This is a genomic window from Methylophaga sp. UBA2012 (assembly GCF_002335235.1).
Taxonomy (GTDB): Bacteria; Pseudomonadota; Gammaproteobacteria; order Nitrosococcales; family Methylophagaceae; genus Methylophaga; species Methylophaga thalassica.
In genome coordinates, this window is record NZ_DDCG01000002.1 from 260,960 (window position 1) to 279,454 (window position 18,495).

General features: G+C 44.0%; 17 protein-coding genes. All 17 read left to right on the plus strand.

Features of this window, described 5'->3' with window-relative positions; translation table 11 throughout:
* The first annotated feature begins 91 nt into the window (after positions 1 to 91).
* The 17 genes from B2248_RS02940 (at position 92) to cheD (ending at position 18,495) form a co-directional block, all read left to right on the plus strand.
* The gene (locus B2248_RS02940; RefSeq protein WP_273178857.1) at positions 92 to 1,573 is read left to right on the plus strand and encodes a sigma-54 dependent transcriptional regulator; all 1,482 of its coding nucleotides are present in this window, start codon (positions 92 to 94) and stop codon (positions 1,571 to 1,573) included.
* Between the two features lie 129 nt (positions 1,574 to 1,702).
* A complete protein-coding gene (locus tag B2248_RS02945; protein ID WP_273178855.1) occupies positions 1,703 to 2,890 on the plus strand; it encodes a sensor histidine kinase in 1,188 nt (395 codons plus the stop codon).
* On the plus strand, positions 2,887 to 4,272 hold the full coding sequence (locus B2248_RS02950; protein WP_273178853.1) for a sigma-54-dependent transcriptional regulator: 1,386 nt from the start codon (positions 2,887 to 2,889) through the stop codon (positions 4,270 to 4,272). Before B2248_RS02945 ends, B2248_RS02950 begins: the two co-directional genes overlap by 4 nt.
* A 42-nt stretch (positions 4,273 to 4,314) precedes the next feature.
* Positions 4,315 to 4,650: a flagellar hook-basal body complex protein FliE gene (gene fliE, locus B2248_RS02955; RefSeq protein WP_273178851.1), complete on the plus strand. Its 336-nt coding sequence runs from the start codon at positions 4,315 to 4,317 to the stop codon at positions 4,648 to 4,650.
* Between the two features lie 30 nt (positions 4,651 to 4,680).
* Positions 4,681 to 6,369: a flagellar basal-body MS-ring/collar protein FliF gene (gene fliF / locus B2248_RS02960; protein ID WP_273178849.1), complete on the plus strand. Its 1,689-nt coding sequence runs from the start codon at positions 4,681 to 4,683 to the stop codon at positions 6,367 to 6,369.
* The gene (gene fliG, locus B2248_RS02965) at positions 6,369 to 7,379 is read left to right on the plus strand and encodes a flagellar motor switch protein FliG (RefSeq protein WP_273178847.1); all 1,011 of its coding nucleotides are present in this window, start codon (positions 6,369 to 6,371) and stop codon (positions 7,377 to 7,379) included. Before fliF ends, fliG begins: the two co-directional genes overlap by 1 nt.
* Positions 7,366 to 8,058 (plus strand): flagellar assembly protein FliH, encoded by a 693-nt coding sequence (locus B2248_RS02970; RefSeq protein ID WP_273178846.1) that lies wholly within the window; start codon positions 7,366 to 7,368, stop codon positions 8,056 to 8,058. Before fliG ends, B2248_RS02970 begins: the two co-directional genes overlap by 14 nt.
* Positions 8,051 to 9,475, plus strand: coding sequence for a flagellar protein export ATPase FliI (fliI, locus tag B2248_RS02975; RefSeq protein WP_273178844.1), 1,425 nt, complete (start codon positions 8,051 to 8,053; stop codon positions 9,473 to 9,475). Before B2248_RS02970 ends, fliI begins: the two co-directional genes overlap by 8 nt.
* 27 nt (positions 9,476 to 9,502) lie before the next feature.
* Positions 9,503 to 9,949 carry a flagellar export protein FliJ gene (fliJ, locus tag B2248_RS02980; protein WP_273178842.1) on the plus strand — a complete coding sequence of 149 codons (447 nt, stop codon included), beginning with the start codon at positions 9,503 to 9,505 and terminating at the stop codon, positions 9,947 to 9,949.
* A gap of 153 nt (positions 9,950 to 10,102) precedes the next feature.
* A complete protein-coding gene (locus B2248_RS02985; protein WP_007144628.1) occupies positions 10,103 to 10,381 on the plus strand; it encodes an STAS domain-containing protein in 279 nt (92 codons plus the stop codon).
* Between the two features lie 38 nt (positions 10,382 to 10,419).
* A complete protein-coding gene (locus B2248_RS02990) occupies positions 10,420 to 10,782 on the plus strand; it encodes a response regulator (RefSeq protein WP_007144629.1) in 363 nt (120 codons plus the stop codon).
* A gap of 4 nt (positions 10,783 to 10,786) precedes the next feature.
* Positions 10,787 to 12,943 carry a chemotaxis protein CheA gene (locus B2248_RS02995; RefSeq protein ID WP_273178839.1) on the plus strand — a complete coding sequence of 719 codons (2,157 nt, stop codon included), beginning with the start codon at positions 10,787 to 10,789 and terminating at the stop codon, positions 12,941 to 12,943.
* A gap of 3 nt (positions 12,944 to 12,946) precedes the next feature.
* A complete protein-coding gene (locus B2248_RS03000; RefSeq protein WP_007144631.1) occupies positions 12,947 to 13,453 on the plus strand; it encodes a chemotaxis protein CheW in 507 nt (168 codons plus the stop codon).
* Positions 13,453 to 14,235: a ParA family protein gene (locus tag B2248_RS03005; protein WP_273178837.1), complete on the plus strand. Its 783-nt coding sequence runs from the start codon at positions 13,453 to 13,455 to the stop codon at positions 14,233 to 14,235. Before B2248_RS03000 ends, B2248_RS03005 begins: the two co-directional genes overlap by 1 nt.
* Complete coding sequence (locus tag B2248_RS03010; RefSeq protein ID WP_273178835.1) at positions 14,222 to 16,990, plus strand: methyl-accepting chemotaxis protein; 2,769 nt, start codon at positions 14,222 to 14,224, stop codon at positions 16,988 to 16,990. The genes B2248_RS03005 and B2248_RS03010 overlap by 14 nt, the downstream gene beginning before the upstream one ends.
* 33 nt (positions 16,991 to 17,023) lie before the next feature.
* Entirely contained in the window at positions 17,024 to 17,860 is an 837-nt protein-coding gene (locus tag B2248_RS03015; protein WP_273178834.1) for a CheR family methyltransferase, read from the plus strand.
* Positions 17,857 to 18,495, plus strand: coding sequence for a chemoreceptor glutamine deamidase CheD (cheD, locus tag B2248_RS03020; RefSeq protein WP_273178833.1), 639 nt, complete (start codon positions 17,857 to 17,859; stop codon positions 18,493 to 18,495). Before B2248_RS03015 ends, cheD begins: the two co-directional genes overlap by 4 nt.

Here is an 18,495-nt window from a genome sequence, read left to right on the forward strand (position 1 = left end):
ATAATTTTGACAATACCTGCTAGAAAATGCTTAACTCCAATTACCTATGGCTTATGGCCTGTTCAGAATCAAGCGATATGATGGAGTGCGTATGAGTGCAAATAATGTATTGGTCGTAGAAAGTGATAATGACCGATGCGAGATGTTGAGCACACTCATTGAGTTTATAAACTGCCAACCGATAGTAATACGTGAACCTGATCTTTGGTTTGAGCATGTCAATGCTTTAGATGATGTGGTTATGGCTATCGTCGGAGACTGTGGTGGTCAGAATCAAACCAAACAGTTGCTTAGGGAACTGGTCAATCATGAAGCGCGTGTGCCCGTATTTACTCTCGAGTCTATTGCAGGCGAATCAATAAGCTTTCCTGGCACCATCGGCGCGATTCGTTATCCGCTAAAATATCCACAGTTGAGTAATGCCCTGCAACAGGCGACCATTTATCGGGGTATGACAACAGAAGTCTCTGCCGATACTAATTTATTCAGATCACTTGTTGGCAACAGTCGTCTGATAAAAAATGTTCAACGGATGATTGACCAAGTATCTGATTCTGAAGCTAATGTACTTATCCTGGGTGAATCTGGAACAGGGAAAGAAGTCGTTGCCCGAAATTTACATCACTTTTCATCCCGAAGAGACAAACCTTTTGTACCGGTAAATTGTGGTGCGATTCCTGGAGAATTATTAGAGAGTGAGTTATTCGGCCATGAGAAAGGCGCCTTTACCGGGGCAATAACATCAAGAAAAGGGCGCTTTGAAATGGCAGAGGGCGGCACCTTATTTCTGGATGAAATAGGTGATATGCCATTACCGATGCAAGTAAAGCTGCTTCGTGTATTACAAGAACGAACCTATGAAAAAGTGGGAAGCAATAAAACACAAACCGCCAACGTGCGTGTGATTGCTGCAACACATCGTAATCTTGAAGAGCATATTGCTGATGGGCGTTTCCGTGAAGATTTATTTTATCGTCTCAATGTTTTCCCGATTGAAATGCCGGCATTACGCGATAGACCGGAGGATATACCTCTACTTATCAATGAATTGATTAAACGTATTGAGCATGAGAATAGAGGTACAATCCATCTTACTCCTGCTGCCATCACTTCCTTATGTCGCTATCCCTGGCCTGGCAATGTACGTGAATTAGCCAATGTCGTTGAACGTTTAGTTATTCTCTACCCTTATGGGACGGTGGATTTTGATGATCTACCTGATAAATACAGGTTGGAAGGGGATGACCTCCCAGAAGAAATCACGTCGATCATCACCGCTAGTCCGCAACAAGATATACCAAGAAATATGCCTGAGGTCAGTATTGAGGATAAACAGCCGCCTAAGCTATCTTCTCAAACAGATAGCCTGCATAGCCTCTCAGATGACATGGTGCTGCCAGAGGATGGGATTGACCTGAAAGAGCACCTGGCAAATCTCGAGTATTTATTGATTAAACAAGCGATAGACGATGCTGAAGGTGTGGTTGCCCACGCCGCTAATAAATTAAAAATGCGAAGAACTACCTTGGTAGAAAAAATGCGTAAATACGGTATCCAGAGAGATACGGAATAGTGTCATTGCTGAATGTCGGACTTTTGACGTTTATTTGTTTAACTTGTTGATAATTAATTAGATTTAATTTGGGCATGGTAATTGCTCAAGCTCTAATACGATGCAATAGTGCATGTAGGAGCAAGAAACATGAATCTGAAATTATCGGTGGGTGATGATTTACAAAAATCGCATTACCAAAAACAACCCTTTTCAAGAGACATTGATCTCAGCACTATTTCTAATGTCAGCCATATATCGGCTGAACAGACTAAAAAAGCCTCATCTCAGGCTGACCAATTAGCAAATCGCCATAGTCGTTTACTCGCGGTTCTTCCTGCTGGTGTCGTTGTATTGGATGGCTCTGGTTTTATTCAGGAAGCGAACGAAGCGGCTGTATCCTTACTAGGTGAACCACTCTCAGGTGAACGCTGGGTCAATGTGATTGAACGCGCTTTTGATCCCAAGCCCAGCGATGGTCACGATGTTTCACTGAAAGATGGTCGTTTAGTTCATATCTCAACCAACCCGCTAGGTCATGAACCGGGACAAATCATTTTATTGCAGGATGTGACTGATACCCGAACTTTACAAAGCAAAGTGTCACATTTACAGCGACTATCCACCATTGGCGAAGTCACTGCAAGGCTTGCTCATCAAATTAGAACACCATTATCTTCTGCGATGCTTTATCTGTCTCCATTACTCAAAGAGGGGGCCGACGAACAAGTAAAGCAGCGGTTTGCATTACGGGTGAAAGAGAGTCTCTCTCATATGGAGCAATTGATTCGTGATCTCTTATCTTTTTCACGTGGAAATATGGCAGCCCCCTCACCAGTAGCTCTGCAAGAGTTATTAAGCCAGCTTGAGCAGCAGTTTTCCGCTCAAAATGATGTAGAAAGCAGTGATGTCAGATTGACCATTTCGAATCGTGTTAATGATGGCTATATCTATGGCAGCCAATCTGCATTAATTAGTGCAATTACTAATCTTCTTAACAATGCACGTCAGGCATCTGAGCCGCGTGGACATATTGAAGTAAAAGCAGATTACGCCATCAACGAAGAAGATGAGCAATGTATCAGCATAAGCGTTAATGATGATGGTGAGGGCATGTCTGCTTCAGTGCTGAACCAGGTACTGACTCCCTTTTATACTACTCGTTCGAATGGGACAGGCCTCGGTTTGGCCGTCGTTCAGTCAATAGTAAAAGCTCATAGAGGTCACTTAACAATTGAAAGCGAGCCTAAAAAAGGCAGTTCGGTGACCATGTTTTTCCCTCTTTATACATCATCAAGTTCATCATCAGATGAAGTCACGCAGGAGGTTGCGTTATGAATCCATCTAATATTTTAGTGGTTGAGGACGATGCGAATCTTCGTAGAGCATTATGTGACACACTTGAGTTAGCAGGATACCGTGTGACCGGAATGGAGCATGGTCAATCAGCATTAGATAAAATCGCCAGTGAACCTGTCGGTTTATTGTTAAGTGACTTGCAAATGTCACCTATGGATGGGCATACCTTATTAAAGCGGGCAAAAGCCATGATGCCGGATTTACCCGTCGTGATGATGACAGCTTATGGCACCGTACAAAGTGCAGTAGATGCCATGCATCAAGGTGCTTCTGACTATCTATTAAAGCCATTCGAAGCGGATGAGTTATTACAGCGGGTGCAACGCTATATTAGTGATCTTGGAACAGAAGAAGATGATATGGTGGCTCACGCTCAGGCATCTAAAGAGCTGCAAGCTATCGCCAAACGGGTGGCTGACAGTGATGCTACGGTATTAATTAACGGGGAAAGTGGTACAGGTAAAGAAGTGCTAGCCCGTTATCTTCATATACATTCAGCACGAGCTTCTGCACCCTTTGTGGCGATTAACTGTGCCGCTATCCCTGAAAATATGCTGGAAGCCACCTTATTTGGTTATGAAAAGGGGGCCTTTACCGGTGCCAGTCAAGCCTATGCTGGTAAATTTGAGCAAGCAAACCATGGGACGATTTTGTTAGATGAAATTTCAGAAATGGATTTATCTCTGCAAGCGAAGTTATTGCGTGTATTACAGGAACGTGAAGTTGAACGGATTGGTGGTAGAAAAGTCATTCCACTTGATGTCAGGGTACTTGCCACTACCAACAGAACATTACGCGACGAGGTAAAAGCGGGGCGTTTTCGAGAAGACTTATTTTATCGTCTTAATGTGTTCCCACTTGAAATTTCACCACTTAGAAAACGTATAGATGACATTTTGCCACTATCTAATCGATTACTTACTCGCCATGCAAGTCACAGTCGACGTGTAGCGCCTTTGTTGGACGAGGCAGCACAGTCCCGATTGTTGTCTCACTCATGGCCCGGCAATGTCCGTGAATTGGATAATGTGCTTCAGCGTGCCTTAATACTGCAATCAGGCCAGTCAATTACGGCTAAGGATATTATTTTCGAGGCAGTCTCTGGTCAGGAGTTGGAGCATACTACGGTGAAATCAGACGTTTTGCCTGTTCAAGCAGATAATAAGCCCGTGCTTGAAGGTTATGACCTTCGTTCACAGGAGCAGCGTCATATTCTCGACATGCTGGAAAAATATCAAGGTAGCCGAAGACTTACAGCTAAAGAGCTGGGAATCAGTGAGCGGACTTTACGCTATAAGATCGCCAAATTCCGTGAGCAGGGGGTGGAAATCCCCGAAAAACTTGGCAAGAAGTCTGCATAGAGCAACTAACAGCGTCATTTTTTAAGCGGAGTTCAGAGAATCATGATCAAAGCTATCGATCCGAATCAATTACTTACCCAAATGCGAGCTTTGCAAGCTCAGGCATCACCTGCAACTCAACCACTTTCTGCCGATAATGCTGAAAGCAATGGTCGGGTTGATTTCGGAAATGTGATGAAACAAGCCATAGGTGAAGTCAATAATTTGCAAAAAACATCAGGCGACTTAAAAACCTCGTTTGAACTTGGCGATCCGAATGTCAACCTGGCTGATGTCATGATTGCATCAGAAAAAGCCGGTGTGGCTTTTGAAGCTACCTTACAAGTCAGAAACAAGCTGATTGAGGCTTATCAAGAAGTTATGCGTATGTCGATTTAGTCGGCGAACATTTCTGAGTAGAGACAATATATGGAAAACGCACCTGCTACTACCGGCCCTCAAGCTAATATGCCGGCAGCCCGACCAACGACGGCTTTGGGCGCCATGCAAGCTAATATTTCACGACAACCTGTAGTTAAGCAGGTTCTATTTTTATTAGCTATTGCTGCCAGTATTGCTGTCGGTGGTTATGTGCTGATGTGGTCACAAACGCCGTCTTATCAAGTGCTGTTCGGTAATATGGCGCCGGCGGAGTCTTCTGAAGTTGTCGATGTTTTGCAGCAAATGAATGTGGATTACAAATTAGATCCAACCACCGGGGCGGTGTTAGTACCGGCGGCTGACCTGCAGACGTTGCGTATGAAATTGGCTGCAGAAGGGCTGCCCAGAAGTGCTGCATTAGGCATGGAAATGCTCAATCAGGATCAAGGCTTTGGCACCAGCCAGTTTATTGAGCGGGCCCGTTATCAGCGCGCCATGGAAGAAGAGTTATCCCGCTCTATCGCCGAACTAAATAATGTCAGAAGTGCGCGTGTGCATTTAGCGATTCCCAAACAGTCTGTTTTTGTGCGTGATCGTAAAGATCCCACCGCCTCCGTTGTAGTGCATCTATATGCAGGCAGAACATTGGATCAATCTCAGGTCGCTGCCATCACACACATGGTCGCATCCAGTGTGCCAGATATGAAAAATGCCGATGTGACGATTGTTGATCAGCGCGGTAATTTGTTAACGCAACCAGAGCGGGCTGCCGGTGTTGCAATGAGTGATACTCAGCTTGAATATACCCGTAAAGTTGAGCAGATCTATATTGATCGTATCGAGAATATTCTGTCTCCGATTGTCGGTATGAGCGGTGTTCGTGCTCAAGTCGTGGCAGATATTGACTTTACAATGTCTGAACAAACGCATGAAAGTTACAATCCAGACATGACAGCCGTCCGAAGCGAACAGCTTCAGGAAGAAGAGCGTGTTGGTAATGGTGGCCCATTTGGTGTACCAGGAGCTCTCAGTAATCAACCGCCTGGTGGTGGTGTTGCGCCGGAACAAACGGCCCCAGATAATGCGGCAAATGGTGAAGAGGCAACAACGACAACCACAACACCTGGTTCAAGCAGAAAAAGTACAACACGTAATTTTGAACTAGACAGAACGATCAGCCATACCCGCATGGCACCGGGCAATGTTAGAAAGTTGAGCGTGGCTGTACTCGTTGATGAAAAACGCAGCGTTGATGCTGAAGGTAATGTGACATCTCAGCCGCTGTCAGAGTCAGAAATGACACGCATTAATGCGCTGGTAATGGATGCTATTGGGTTCAGTAAAGCACGTGGCGACAGTCTAAATGTGGTGAATGCCCCATTTATGGCTCCTGAAGCGATTGAAGCCTTGCCAGAAAAACCTATCTGGGAAGAACCTTGGGTTTGGAATTTAGCAAAACAAGTCGGTGGAGCACTGGTGGTTCTGTTCCTTATCTTTGGTGTTATCCGTCCCGCATTCAGAGATATGACCAAAGTCCCTGTCTCTGAAAATGATGACGAAAATTTATCGCCGGAAGAAGTTTTAGCCAGAAGTAGCAAGAGTGGTGAAGAGATTGCTAAACTGACCACTGGTTCGGAGAAGATGGAAGAACAACTATCTAATGTCCGAAGTTTAGTGCAACAAGACCCTGCGCTCGTAGCGCAAGTAGTCAAAAACTGGACGGCGGGTGATGCCTAATGGCAGAAGAAGTCAGAAAACTAACAGGCACGGAAAAAGCAGCTGTTTTTCTTCGCTCTATAGGTGAAGAGGAAGCGGCAGCAATACTGAAACATATGGGGCCGAAAGAGGTACAGAAAGTCGGTCAGGCCATGGCGACGTTACAAAACGTGACGCGAGAAGAAGTCCAATCAGTCTTAAACAGTTTTGTGACCACTGTTGAACAAGAAACAGGTCTTGGTATTGGTTCTCATGATTATGTTCGTAAGATGCTGGTGGGTGCGTTAGGTGAAGACCGCGCTGGCAGCTTATTAGATCGTATTTTATCTGGCAGTAACACTAACGGTCTGGAACAGCTCAAATGGATGGATGCCAGAGGGATTTACGAAATCATTCGTCTTGAGCATCCACAGATCATTGCCATTGTCTGTTCCTTTCTGGATGCAGACCAGGCGGCAGGTGTTTTGTCGCAATTCCCATCAAGGGATCAGGCGAATATTATCTTACGGATTGCGACACTCGATGGTGTTCAACCTTCTGCTTTGACAGAACTTAACGAAATTCTGGAAAAACAATTCAGTGGTGCTGCAGGCGCACAATCAACGATGGTGGGTGGACTGAAAACAGCGGCAGATATCCTTAACTTTGTTGATGGCACTTCTGAAGCGGCCATCATGGAAAAAATCAAAGAGAGCGAGCCCGATCTTGGACAGAATATCGAAGATCTTATGTTTGTCTTTGAAAATCTTATCGATGTCGATGATCGTGGCATGCAAACATTGATGCGTGAGATTCAGACCGATCAATTGCAGCTGGCATTAAAAGGTGCTGATGATGCATTGAAAGAGAAATTCCTACGCAATATGTCACAACGTGCAGGTGAAATGATGCGTGATGATTTAGAAGCGATGGGGCCTGTTCGTTTAAGCGATGTAGAAGCAGCGCAAAAAGCCATTCTTGCTACAGCACGAAGCTTGTCTGATAAAGGCGAAATTATGCTAGGCGGAGGTGCAGGTGATGACTTCGTCTGATGACACGCTTGTTACCAAACAAGCCGATGTCTTATCTGCGGATGAAATTGCTGATGCCATAAAACGCTGGGAAGCGCCAAGAATGGTCGCAGTGACGGATGTGGATGATAAGGACGCTCCACAAGTGCTTGATGTGAAAGCCATTGAGGCATTACAACAACAAGCACAGGAAGAAGGCTACAAAGTTGGCTATGAAGAAGGTCACCAGGCTGGCTTTGCCGATGGTCAGGAAGCAGGACTGAAAGATATTCAGTTGCAAGTCGAAAAGCTTCAGCAGATGCTTAATACCTTACAACAGCCACTGACAGAATTAGATGAGATTCTGGAAAAAGATTTAGTTAACCTGGCCATTACCATGACGCGGCAGCTTGTTCGCAGGGAGTTAAAGCATCAACCTGAACACGTTATTGGCGCTATGCGGGCGGCTTTAGAAGCCTTGCCGATCAGTGACCGTCAACTCAAAATTTATGTTCATCCTGACGATCTGCATATTATCCAAAAAGGTTTATCTCTAGAACACGATTCAGACAAATATCAATGGATAGAAGATCCTTTACTCACTCGCGGTGGTCTGCGCTTAGAAAATTCTGATACCAGCGTTGATGCCACGGTCGAGTCCAGGCTGAACAGCATCATCAATAAAGTGCTTGGTGATGAAAGAGATGCTGACAATGAGTAATATTGAGCGTCAATCCCGATTACAAAATAAGTTGATGCAATATCAACAACGATTGGATACGGATGATGAACAAAGTGTTTTAATTGAAGGACGTTTGACCAGAATGGTCGGATTAACGCTCGAAGCCGTTGGCTTTCAGGTGCCCATTGGCAGCCGCTGTGAGATTATTGGCAAAGGACAAAAGCCCATCGAAGCAGAAGTGGTCGGATTTTCAGGTGAAACAACCTTTTTGATGCCCACAGGCGATATGCGTGGACTAGTTCCTAACGCTAAAGTCAGGCCTGTACGAAGCGATTCTCTAGTACCTGTCGGTGAAGCCATGCTTGGTCGGGTGGTGGATGGTGCAGGCAAACCACTCGACGGTAAAGGTCCATTAAGAGTTCATGACAAGGTGCCTTTACACGGCGAACCGGTTAATCCGTTGGCGCGATCACCTATTCGTCAACACCTCGATGTTGGTGTACAGAGTATTAATGCCTTGCTTAGTATTGGCCGGGGTCAGCGTATGGGGCTGTTTGCAGGGAGTGGTGTTGGTAAAAGTGTGTTGTTAGGCATGATGACACGATTTACTGAGGCCGATGTTATCGTAGTTGGCTTGATTGGTGAACGTGGCCGGGAAGTCAAAGAGTTTATTGAAGATATTCTCGGTGAACAAGGCATGGCAAGATCCGTTGTTGTCGCTTCACCCGCTGACCATTCCCCCTTGATGCGACTGCATGGTGCCATGCTGGCAACCAGCATTGCTGAATACTTCCGGGATAAAGGTCAGCAGGTTTTATTATTAATGGATTCCTTGACTCGTTTTGCTCAGGCGCAGCGTGAAATTGCCTTGGCGATTGGTGAGCCACCGGCAACGAAAGGTTATCCACCTTCAGTATTCTCATTGTTACCGCAATTGGTTGAACGCGCTGGCAACGGAGCTGTTGACGGTGGAGCTATTACGGCTATCTATACTGTATTAACGGAAGGTGACGACCAGCAGGACCCTGTGGCAGATGCGGCTCGGGCCATATTAGATGGGCATATTGTTTTATCAAGACAACTGGCCGAGTCGGGACACTATCCTGCGATTGATGTAGAAGCATCAATAAGTCGTGTCATGCCACATATTGTAAGTGATGAACACTTAAAACAAGCACAGCAATTCAAGCAGATTTACTCTACTTATAGACAAAACCAAGATCTTATTAGTGTAGGCGCCTATAGTAAGGGGAGTGATCCTGCCATTGATGAATCCATTGCCATGTTCCCAGCCTTAAGGCAATTGTTGAGACAAGGCATGAATGAAGCGGTTAACTGGCAACAAAGTGATCAGCGATTGAAGCAAGTACTTGAGTTAAGAAATCAATTACAAAACCAACAGCAGAATGTGGCACAGACACCGATGCTAATGGATGGTAATACTCGCCGTTTTTAATATTATTGCTCAGCGTGGAGTTGATAAATGAGTCGTAGTCGAAAACTTGATCCTGTTATCGAAATGGCTCGGAAAGCAACAGAGTCCGAGTTACAAAAACTTGGTCAACAAAATGCCTTACTTCAACAGGAGCAATTCCAGTTGGATGATCTCCTTCAATACCGGGCTGAGTATCTCTCGCGCTTTCGACAGGCTGATCCTATGGTGATGACTGCAAAAAAAGCACTCGATTTGAGAAGCTTTTTAGCTAAATTAGACCAAGCTATTCTCAGCCAGGAATCACAAGTCAAATCAGCTAATGAAAAAGTCGAGCGCCAACAAAAAATGTGGTTGCAAGCCAGAAATAAGGAGCAGGCTATTGATGCCTTAATGGCACGGTATGAAGCCACAGAGCTCAAAAAACAATTAAAAAGAGAACAAGCCGAAGCGGATGAGCACACAAACGGTGTATGGCTGAGAAACCGAAATAAATAAAATAAATACCTAATTTTCAATAGTTGCAAAATTAAGATAATTTTTTTTGAAAAGAGGCCGATACCAGTAAAACATGTAAAAGGCATAGTGAAGTTGAATCAGCCAAGATAAAGCTGAGACGCTATAGCCGAGGGAAATAGAAGGAATAGAAAAATGGCTGACTCGATTTCCGAAATAAACTGTGCTGAATCGGTCACGATCGCACAGGTTGCAGATATATATGCGCAGCTGTTAATGGCGATGGCTGAAGGCCAGGCTATTCAAATTAATTTAGGTCAAATTGAACGTATCGATACAGCGGTCATTCAACTTTTCTATGCGTTCTATCGTGATGCTCAACTTCAGGGGCTGGTTGTCATTTGGTCAAATCCCAGTCAACTTTTTTGTGATGCTGTCGATAGATTGGGTATCAAAGCATTTTACGCACAATAAAATATAAAAACTAATATTAAAGAAGGAGCTTTTTTGTTATGGCTAATATTCTCGCAGTCGATGATTCTGCCTCAATGCGGCAAATGGTCACCTTCACTTTGCAAGGTGCCGGACATAAAGTCACCGTAGCAGATGATGGTAAACAGGCCCTGGATATAGCTCAAAAACAGTCTTTTGATTTGGTCATTACTGACGTCAATATGCCGGTAATGGATGGCTTGACTTTAACCCGTCAATTACGCCAATTATCCACGTTTAAGTTTATTCCTATACTCGTACTAACAACTGAAGCCGGACCAGAAAAGAAACAAGAGGGTCGTGCTGCTGGTGCAACAGGCTGGCTGATTAAACCGTTTAATCCTGAACAGCTGTTAGCAACGGTGAAAAAAGTCTTGGGTTAATCATATGAGCATCGACGTCTCCCAGTTTCATAGCATATTCTTCGAAGAAAGCTTCGAAGGTCTCGATATTATGGAAAGTGGCTTGCTTAGCATGTCGCAGGGAGAAATCGATGATGATACGGTCAATGGTATCTTTCGTGCCGCACACTCCATTAAAGGAGGGGCTGGCACCTTTGGCTTTAGCAATATTTCTGAGTTTACACATGGATTAGAGACCCTCCTTGATCAAATTCGTAATGGCGAACGCGAAGCAACGGATGATGTGATTGAAACATTACTTTCAGCTGTAGATACACTACGTGAAATGTTAACAGCTGTTCAAGATAGTTCAGAGGTAGATACAGAAAAAGTCAAACAAGTATCAAAGGCGCTTGAGCAAATTTTACTAGGTTCAACGTCTGATGACGTCGACAAGGTAATGGATGAGGTTTCTGATGCGGATGTGAGCGCATCAGAGCCATTAACTCAAACGTGGCTGATTAAGTTCAAACCTCTATCTCATATGCTCCAGACGGGAAATGAACCTATTCGGATGTTCCGTGAATTAGCGGAGTTGGGGGCGTTATCTGTTGAGGTGAATGAGGAGGAGCTACCTCCGTTTACCGATCTTGATCCTGAAATCTGTTATTTGAGTTGGCAACTGACTTTATCGGGTGACGTTGATGAAGCAGCGATAAACGAAGTCTTTGAGTGGGTGGATGGTGATTGTGAGCTGAGTATTGAGCGGCTTGAACAAAATGTGCCTGATATCGAGCCTGCTCTGTCGGCACATGAATCTGAACAGATTGATATCCATGAGCCCATGATTCCTCCTAGTTCACTGACGGAGGGTGAAACAGTCGAACCCGAAGTTCCATCGCCAAGTGCAACTGAAGCCCAACTCAAAACATCAGCTGAGATTGATCATCTCACACCGAAAAAAAATGAAGTTTCGCCTAAAAAGAAAGCCGTGACTCCGGATGCTTCTATTCGTGTTGGCACAGATAAAGTTGACTCACTGGTTAATCTTGTTGGTGAGTTAGTGATTACTCAGTCAATGCTGGGGCAGATTGGCGAGAATTTTGATATCAACATGCTACCTCAGTTGATTGATGGTCTTGAACAGTTAGAACGTAATACCCGTGAGCTACAAGAAAGTATCATGCGAATTCGCATGTTGCCTATTAGTTTTGTCTTTAACCGTTTCCCTCGGCTGGTGCACGATATGACCAGTAAGTTGGGAAAACAAGTCGAGTTAGTTCTGAGCGGAGAGCAAACTGAACTTGATAAAACAGTGATGGAGAAAATAGGTGATCCTTTGGTTCATCTGGTGCGCAATTCATTAGATCACGGCTTGGAGACACCCGAAAAACGTCGAGCTGCTAATAAATCTGAAACCGGCACGCTAAAACTTAATGCCTACCATCAGGGTGGCAATATTGTCATTGAAATAAGTGATGATGGGGCCGGTCTAAACGAAGACAAAATTTTAAATAAAGCGATCGAGAAAGGTTTAGTTGATCCGAACGAAACACTCTCCCCAGAAAAAATACACGAACTCATATTCTTACCAGGATTTTCTACAGCAGACCAAGTCAGCGACTTATCTGGTCGTGGGGTTGGAATGGATGTGGTTAGAAAAAATATTAATAGCTTAGGTGGTGCTGTTGAGGTCAAATCGGAATCTGGTATTGGTTCTACATTTACTATTCGATTGCCATTAACCTTAGCCATTATGGATGGTCAAATTATCCAAGTTGCCGATCAACGGTACATTATTCCATTGATTTCGATTATTGAGTCAGTTGAAGTCGAAGCGGGTAGAGTCAACAGAGTAACGGGTAAAGGCGAGCTCTATAAAATACGTGATGAGTATGTGCCAATAATCAGGCTGACGAATGTTTTCAATGTAGAGGGTGGCATAGAGGATTTGCAGGCTGGCTTACTGGTGATTGTTGACTGTGAAGATTATAAGGTGGGGTTATTTGTCGACGAGTTGTTGGCACAGCAGCAAGTGGTTATCAAAAGCCTGGAGACCAATTTCCGCAAAGTTAAAGGTATCGCTGGTGCAACGATTCTAGGCGATGGTACCGTCGCTTTGATTCTGGATATTCCAGGATTAATGGCAATGCATAGAGATCCTTCTCAGGTCAAAAAGAACTCATCAGGAAAGGTGGCTTGAGCGATGTCTGAAATCACTACAGAAAACGAAATACTCGATATTCTTGATGTTGTTGATAGTGTCGATGATGGTGCGCAGCAATACCTCACATTTGAACTTGCAGATGAGCACTATGGCGTTGAAATTCTACGGGTTCAGGAAATTAAAGGCTGGGATAATGTGACGCCGATTCCAAATACGCCTGCTCATGTTTGCGGAGTGTTGAATCTTCGTGGCGTGATTGTGCCAATTGTTGATCTGAGATTGTTATTTCAAATGCCTTTTAATCCATACACAAAAACAACAGTGGTTGTCGTTTTGAAAGTAGAAGGTATCACTGATCGTGTTGTCGGTATTGTGGTTGATGCGGTATCAGAGGCGCAGAACGTGGACCCTCAAATGATTTCAAACGCACCTGACTTAGGCACTGTCGTCGACACCAGTTTTATAAAAGGCATCACCAGTAACGATGAATATATGCTGATGTTATTGGATATCGATAAATTACTCAGTGTAGAGCAGGTAGGCTGATGACTACTGGCCATGTTCGTGTAATTGCCATTATGAACCAAAAAGGCGGGGTGGGGAAAACCACTACCACCGTTAATCTTGGGCACGCACTTGCTTTGCAAGGCAAACAAGTGGCGTTGATCGATATGGATCCTCAGGGACAAGTGGCGACAAGCCTGGGCCTGGATAATCAGCAACTAGGAATTGATGTTGTTTTACTTGAGGGTGAAGCGATTGATGTCGTCAAGCACCAGGCCAGGGATAACTTGGATCTAGTACCTGCGGGACCGCGCTTGAATGAGTTTGAACATATCAACGAGGGTGGTGTTGAACGTGGTCACCGACTACGAAAAGCAATCGAGGAGTCCTCGTTATCGGCTTATGATTTTGTCTTGATAGATTGCCCACCCTCTTCAGGGCTACTTGGTGTCAATGCCATGTTTGCTTCTAGCGAACTTATCGTTCCTGTGTCAGGGGATTATCTGTCACTACAAGGGTTATCTCGTATGATGCAAATTTTAAAACGGTCAGAGGAAATTTCAGGACATCGCATTCGATTATGGCTGGTTTCGACCCGTATGCAATTACGTCGGAAATTGACCGCTGAGGTTCGCAAACGAGTGCTTAAATATTTCCCAGGCAGGGTGTTGTTTACCCCTATTCGTGAAAATGTTGCACTAGCTGAGTGCCCAAGTTTTGGTAAAACAATTTTTGATTATCGGAAAAAAAGTGCTGGTGCGGAGGATTATTTCACTCTGGCCAGCGATGTATTAAACAGGAGAGCGGCTGATGGCCAAGAGTAAAAACGTCATGGGTAACGACCCGCTCGCCTGGTTAACGGTTGATAGTCAAACGTCGACTCAAAGTGTGCATGCTAATGAAACAAAACAGGCGGCTGAGGTTGAGTCATCTACGGAGACTGAACTTCCTGAAAAAACACCTATAGAGTTAGTGGAGGAGAGTTTTACTTTTATCGCCGCTAAAGGTGAACTATTGGTTGCTGATTTTTATAGTGAACTTTTTGCATCACAACCACAGTTACAGCGCTTGTTTAGTGGTGTGTCACAACAGGGGCAACAGAAAAAATTATTAGCAGCGATAGTACTGTTGGTACAAAACCTGCGTCATCCAGCTCTACTGGACAGTTATTTGACAGAATTAGGTAAACGCCATGTTTCATATGGAGTGAAAGAGGCGGATTACCAGGCCGTTAAAAATTGCCTGCTAACTGTGCTGGAAAAATATGCTGAATCTGCTTGGTCACAAGCTGTTGCTTCAGCCTGGAATGAAACACTGGATAGCGTTATTAAAAAAATGACGACGGATGAAGAGTCCGTGGAGGAGAGAGACATGGCTGTTAATCAAAAAGCTGATAAAGAAATCCTAAATAGAGCCAATGCGCTTGATAATGCGGTAACGGCTGTGATGATGATTGATAGAGATTTCATTATTACGTACGCCAACCAATCAACACTAAACATGCTGGGTGAGCATGAAGAAACGCTAAAATCGGTCTATCCTGGATTCTCTGTCAAAGGTCTGGTTGGCAGCAACATTGATCTTTTTCATAAAAATCCAGCTCATCAAAGGCAAATGCTTAGTAATCCTGATAATCTGCCACATCAGGCTGATATTAAAGTGGGACCACTGGCTTTCAGGCTGAATGTCACGGCAATGATGGATGAAGAAGGCAACTACATCGGCAATATGCTCGAATGGCATAACGTCACCGCAGAGAAGCTGAGAAATGCTGATATTCATGGCCAATTTGATGCCTTGAATAAAGTGATGGGGGTCATCAGTTTTGAATTGGACGGTACCATCATTGATGTGAATGATAATTTTCTCAAAGTAGTGGGTTATAGTCGTGAAGATGTCGTAGGGAAGCATCATCGAATGTTCGTCTCGCCTGAATTAGCTCAAAGCGTCGAATATGCTGAGTTTTGGGCAAAATTAAACCGTGGCGAATTTGATAGTGGTGAATATAAACGGGTTGCCAGAGGTGGTAAGGAAATTTGGCTGCAAGCTAGCTACAATCCTATTCTGGATATCAATGGCAAACCTTTTAAAGTCGTTAAATTTGCAACGGAAATTACAGAAACAAAATTGCAGCGCGCCAATTTTGAAGGTCAAATTTCTGCCATTAACAAAGCAATGGGTGTAATCAGTTTCGATATGGACGGCACCATACGTAGCGTGAATGATAATTTCCTCAATGCTGTCGGTTATCATCGTGAGGAGGTTGTGGGTAAACATCACCGTATGTTTGCTACACCTGAGTTAGCAAAAAGTCCTGAGTATGCAGAATTTTGGGCAAAACTCAATCGTGGTGAGTTTGATGCCGGAGAATATCAACGTGTTGGAAAAGATGGAAAAGATATCTGGTTACAAGCCAGCTATAACCCCATTTTTGATTTAAATGGTAAGCCTTATAAAGTTGTTAAATACGCTTCAGACATTACTGATCAAAAACACTTACAGTTTGCCGTTCAACAAGCTTTATCATCGACATCCACCGTGATGAATGCATTGGCACAAGGTGACCTCACCAAGCTAATGGATGGTGAGTTTGAGGGCGAGTTTGCTCTACTTCAGCAAGCGGTGAATGGTTCAATTACAAAAATTTCATCCATTGTGCAGGACATCATTGAAGCGTCGATCAGCATTTCTTCTGCAGCGAGTGAAATTTCGCAAGGTAATACTGATTTAAGTCAGCGAACAGAGGAACAGGCTTCCTCACTGCAAGAAACCGCAGCGAGTATGGAAGAGCTCACCAGTACCGTCAGACAAAATTCCGACAATGCTCGTCAGGCTAACCAGCTTGCCGTGGATGCAAGGAGTAAGGCTGAAAAAGGGGGAAGCGTCATACAGGAGGCCATTCAAGCGATGGCAGCAATCAGCACTTCCAGTAAGCGCGTTGCAGATATTATTGGTGTTATTGATGAAATCGCCTTTCAAACTAACTTGCTGGCATTAAATGCAGCTGTTGAAGCGGCTCGAGCAGGTGAGCAAGGCCGTGGATTTGCCGTGGTTGCGTCAGAAGTACGTAACTTGGCACAGCGTTCAGCCGCTGCGGCAAAAGAAATTAAAGAGCTGATTAATGACAGTGGTGAAAAAGTCAGGGAAGGTTCTGTTTTAGTCAATGAATCTGGCAAAACCTTAGAAGAAATTGTAGAGGGAGCGAAAAAGGTTGGGGACATTATTTCTGAAATCGCTGCTGCAGGTATAGAGCAAACATCAGGTATCGAGCAAGTTAATCAGGCAGTGACTCAGATGGATGAAATGACGCAGCAAAATGCAGCGTTAGTAGAGCAAGCGGCTGCGGCGAGTGAATCCTTAGATGAACAAGGGAAGCATCTGGAAGAAATGATGATGTTCTTCAAAACAGATTCTGATCAGGCATCCCCCAAACAACGTGCTGTATTAGCTGATGCTGCGGCACCAAGAAAAGAAGTAAAAGCCATCAAAGCAAGGCCGGAGTCGATGGCGACAGCAAAAACAGCAAGTCGTCAGGTCATGTCAAATCATCAAGAAAGTGATGAGTGGGAAGAGTTTTAAGGCCTGCTGGTCCGGTTCTGGAGCTGTATTCTCATGGATAGAACTGCGCGGGAATTTGAGTTCTCGGATAAGCATTTTTCTAAAATAAGTGCTTTCGTAACTGCGCACACCGGAATTTTATTGCCACCGGCAAAAAAAGACATGGTGTATAGCCGGTTATCGAAACATGTTCGGAAATTGTTTCAGGGTAGCTTTGATACATTTTGTAATGCTATCGAAAATGGTGATGATGAAATAAAAGAATTATTAATCAATGCCATTACAACCAATCTGACAGCTTTTTTTCGGGAAAAGCATCATTTTGATTATTTAAAACAATACGTTTTTCCAGAGTTAATGCTCAAGAATAAAACGACTAAACGAATACGTATCTGGTCTGCAGGGTGTTCGACTGGAGAAGAGCCTTACAGTTTAGCTATATGCTTACACGAGTTTTTCCGTGATAAAAAAGACTGGGATGTAAAAGTTCTGGCAACCGACTTAGATGCCAATGTTCTAGAGCAAGCTGCATCGGGTGTCTATGCCATTGAACGTATTACTCAGTTCTCAGAGAATGAAAAAAAATCTTGGTTCGCTCGAGGAAAAGAGAATACAGACCTAGTGAAGGTTAAGAGTTTCTTACAGAATTATATTGTTTTTAAAAGGTTAAACCTGTTGCACACCTTTCCAATGCGAGGGCCGTTTGATGTGATATTTTGTCGAAATGTCATTATTTATTTTGACAAAGCCACTCAAAGAGATTTATTCCATCGGTTTGCTGAAAAGATACTGCCCGGTGGTTATATGTTTATCGGGCACTCAGAAACGTTATTTAATATTAGTGAACAGTTTGTTTCTGTTGGAAACACAATATACAGACGACAGTCATGATGGCTTTACTTCCTGTTCTACCAACTGCAATAAAAGGGTTTGAAGACGTTAATCGTTACTGGGATAACTATGCTCAAGCCTGGGTTGCAAAAATTTTACCTGGACAGCTCTATGTTAGTTGCAGTGATGATGAGGTGATTTCAACAACGTTGGGTTCCTGCGTTGCGGCTTGTATTCGTGATCGAATAAAAGGTATTGGTGGCGTAAATCACTTTATGCTGCCATGGACGGAAAATGCACCTAGTGAAACATGGAAAGGTATGGCAACACGTTATGGCAGTTTTGCCATGGAATCATTGATAAATGAGATTTTAAAGGCCGGTGGCGAACGCGCTAATTTAGAAATGAAGGTTTGTGGTGGGGCTCGCATCATTAACGGAATATCTAATGATATTGGACGTAAAAATAGTGACTTTATTCTTAGCTTCGCTCAAACCGAGGGCATCCCTCTGATTGCTTATGATCTTGGAGACATTCATCCACGAAAACTGATGTATTACCCCAGTACCGGGCAAATGTATGTAAAACGTATTCAGAAACTTCAAAATGATACTGTTTACCAGCGCGAGTCTCAGTATCATGAACAATTAAAAGCCGCGCCCCAGAGTGGTGGCGTAGAGTTATTCGACAGGTAG

Excerpts from the sequence above, each read along its gene's own strand:
- B2248_RS02940 (WP_273178857.1), top strand. The coding sequence starts at position 92 with ATGAGTGCAAATAATGTATTGGTCGTAGAAAGTGATAATGACCGATGC.
- B2248_RS02945 (WP_273178855.1), top strand. The coding sequence starts at position 1,703 with ATGAATCTGAAATTATCGGTGGGTGATGATTTACAAAAATCGCATTAC.
- B2248_RS02950 (WP_273178853.1), top strand. The coding sequence starts at position 2,887 with ATGAATCCATCTAATATTTTAGTGGTTGAGGACGATGCGAATCTTCGT.
- fliE (WP_273178851.1), top strand. The coding sequence starts at position 4,315 with ATGATCAAAGCTATCGATCCGAATCAATTACTTACCCAAATGCGAGCT.
- fliF (WP_273178849.1), top strand. The coding sequence starts at position 4,681 with ATGGAAAACGCACCTGCTACTACCGGCCCTCAAGCTAATATGCCGGCA.
- fliG (WP_273178847.1), top strand. The coding sequence starts at position 6,369 with ATGGCAGAAGAAGTCAGAAAACTAACAGGCACGGAAAAAGCAGCTGTT.
- B2248_RS02970 (WP_273178846.1), top strand. The coding sequence starts at position 7,366 with ATGACTTCGTCTGATGACACGCTTGTTACCAAACAAGCCGATGTCTTA.
- fliI (WP_273178844.1), top strand. The coding sequence starts at position 8,051 with ATGAGTAATATTGAGCGTCAATCCCGATTACAAAATAAGTTGATGCAA.
- fliJ (WP_273178842.1), top strand. The coding sequence starts at position 9,503 with ATGAGTCGTAGTCGAAAACTTGATCCTGTTATCGAAATGGCTCGGAAA.
- B2248_RS02985 (WP_007144628.1), top strand. The coding sequence starts at position 10,103 with ATGGCTGACTCGATTTCCGAAATAAACTGTGCTGAATCGGTCACGATC.
- B2248_RS02990 (WP_007144629.1), top strand. The coding sequence starts at position 10,420 with ATGGCTAATATTCTCGCAGTCGATGATTCTGCCTCAATGCGGCAAATG.
- B2248_RS02995 (WP_273178839.1), top strand. The coding sequence starts at position 10,787 with ATGAGCATCGACGTCTCCCAGTTTCATAGCATATTCTTCGAAGAAAGC.
- B2248_RS03000 (WP_007144631.1), top strand. The coding sequence starts at position 12,947 with ATGTCTGAAATCACTACAGAAAACGAAATACTCGATATTCTTGATGTT.
- B2248_RS03005 (WP_273178837.1), top strand. The coding sequence starts at position 13,453 with ATGACTACTGGCCATGTTCGTGTAATTGCCATTATGAACCAAAAAGGC.
- B2248_RS03010 (WP_273178835.1), top strand. The coding sequence starts at position 14,222 with ATGGCCAAGAGTAAAAACGTCATGGGTAACGACCCGCTCGCCTGGTTA.
- B2248_RS03015 (WP_273178834.1), top strand. The coding sequence starts at position 17,024 with ATGGATAGAACTGCGCGGGAATTTGAGTTCTCGGATAAGCATTTTTCT.
- cheD (WP_273178833.1), top strand. The coding sequence starts at position 17,857 with ATGATGGCTTTACTTCCTGTTCTACCAACTGCAATAAAAGGGTTTGAA.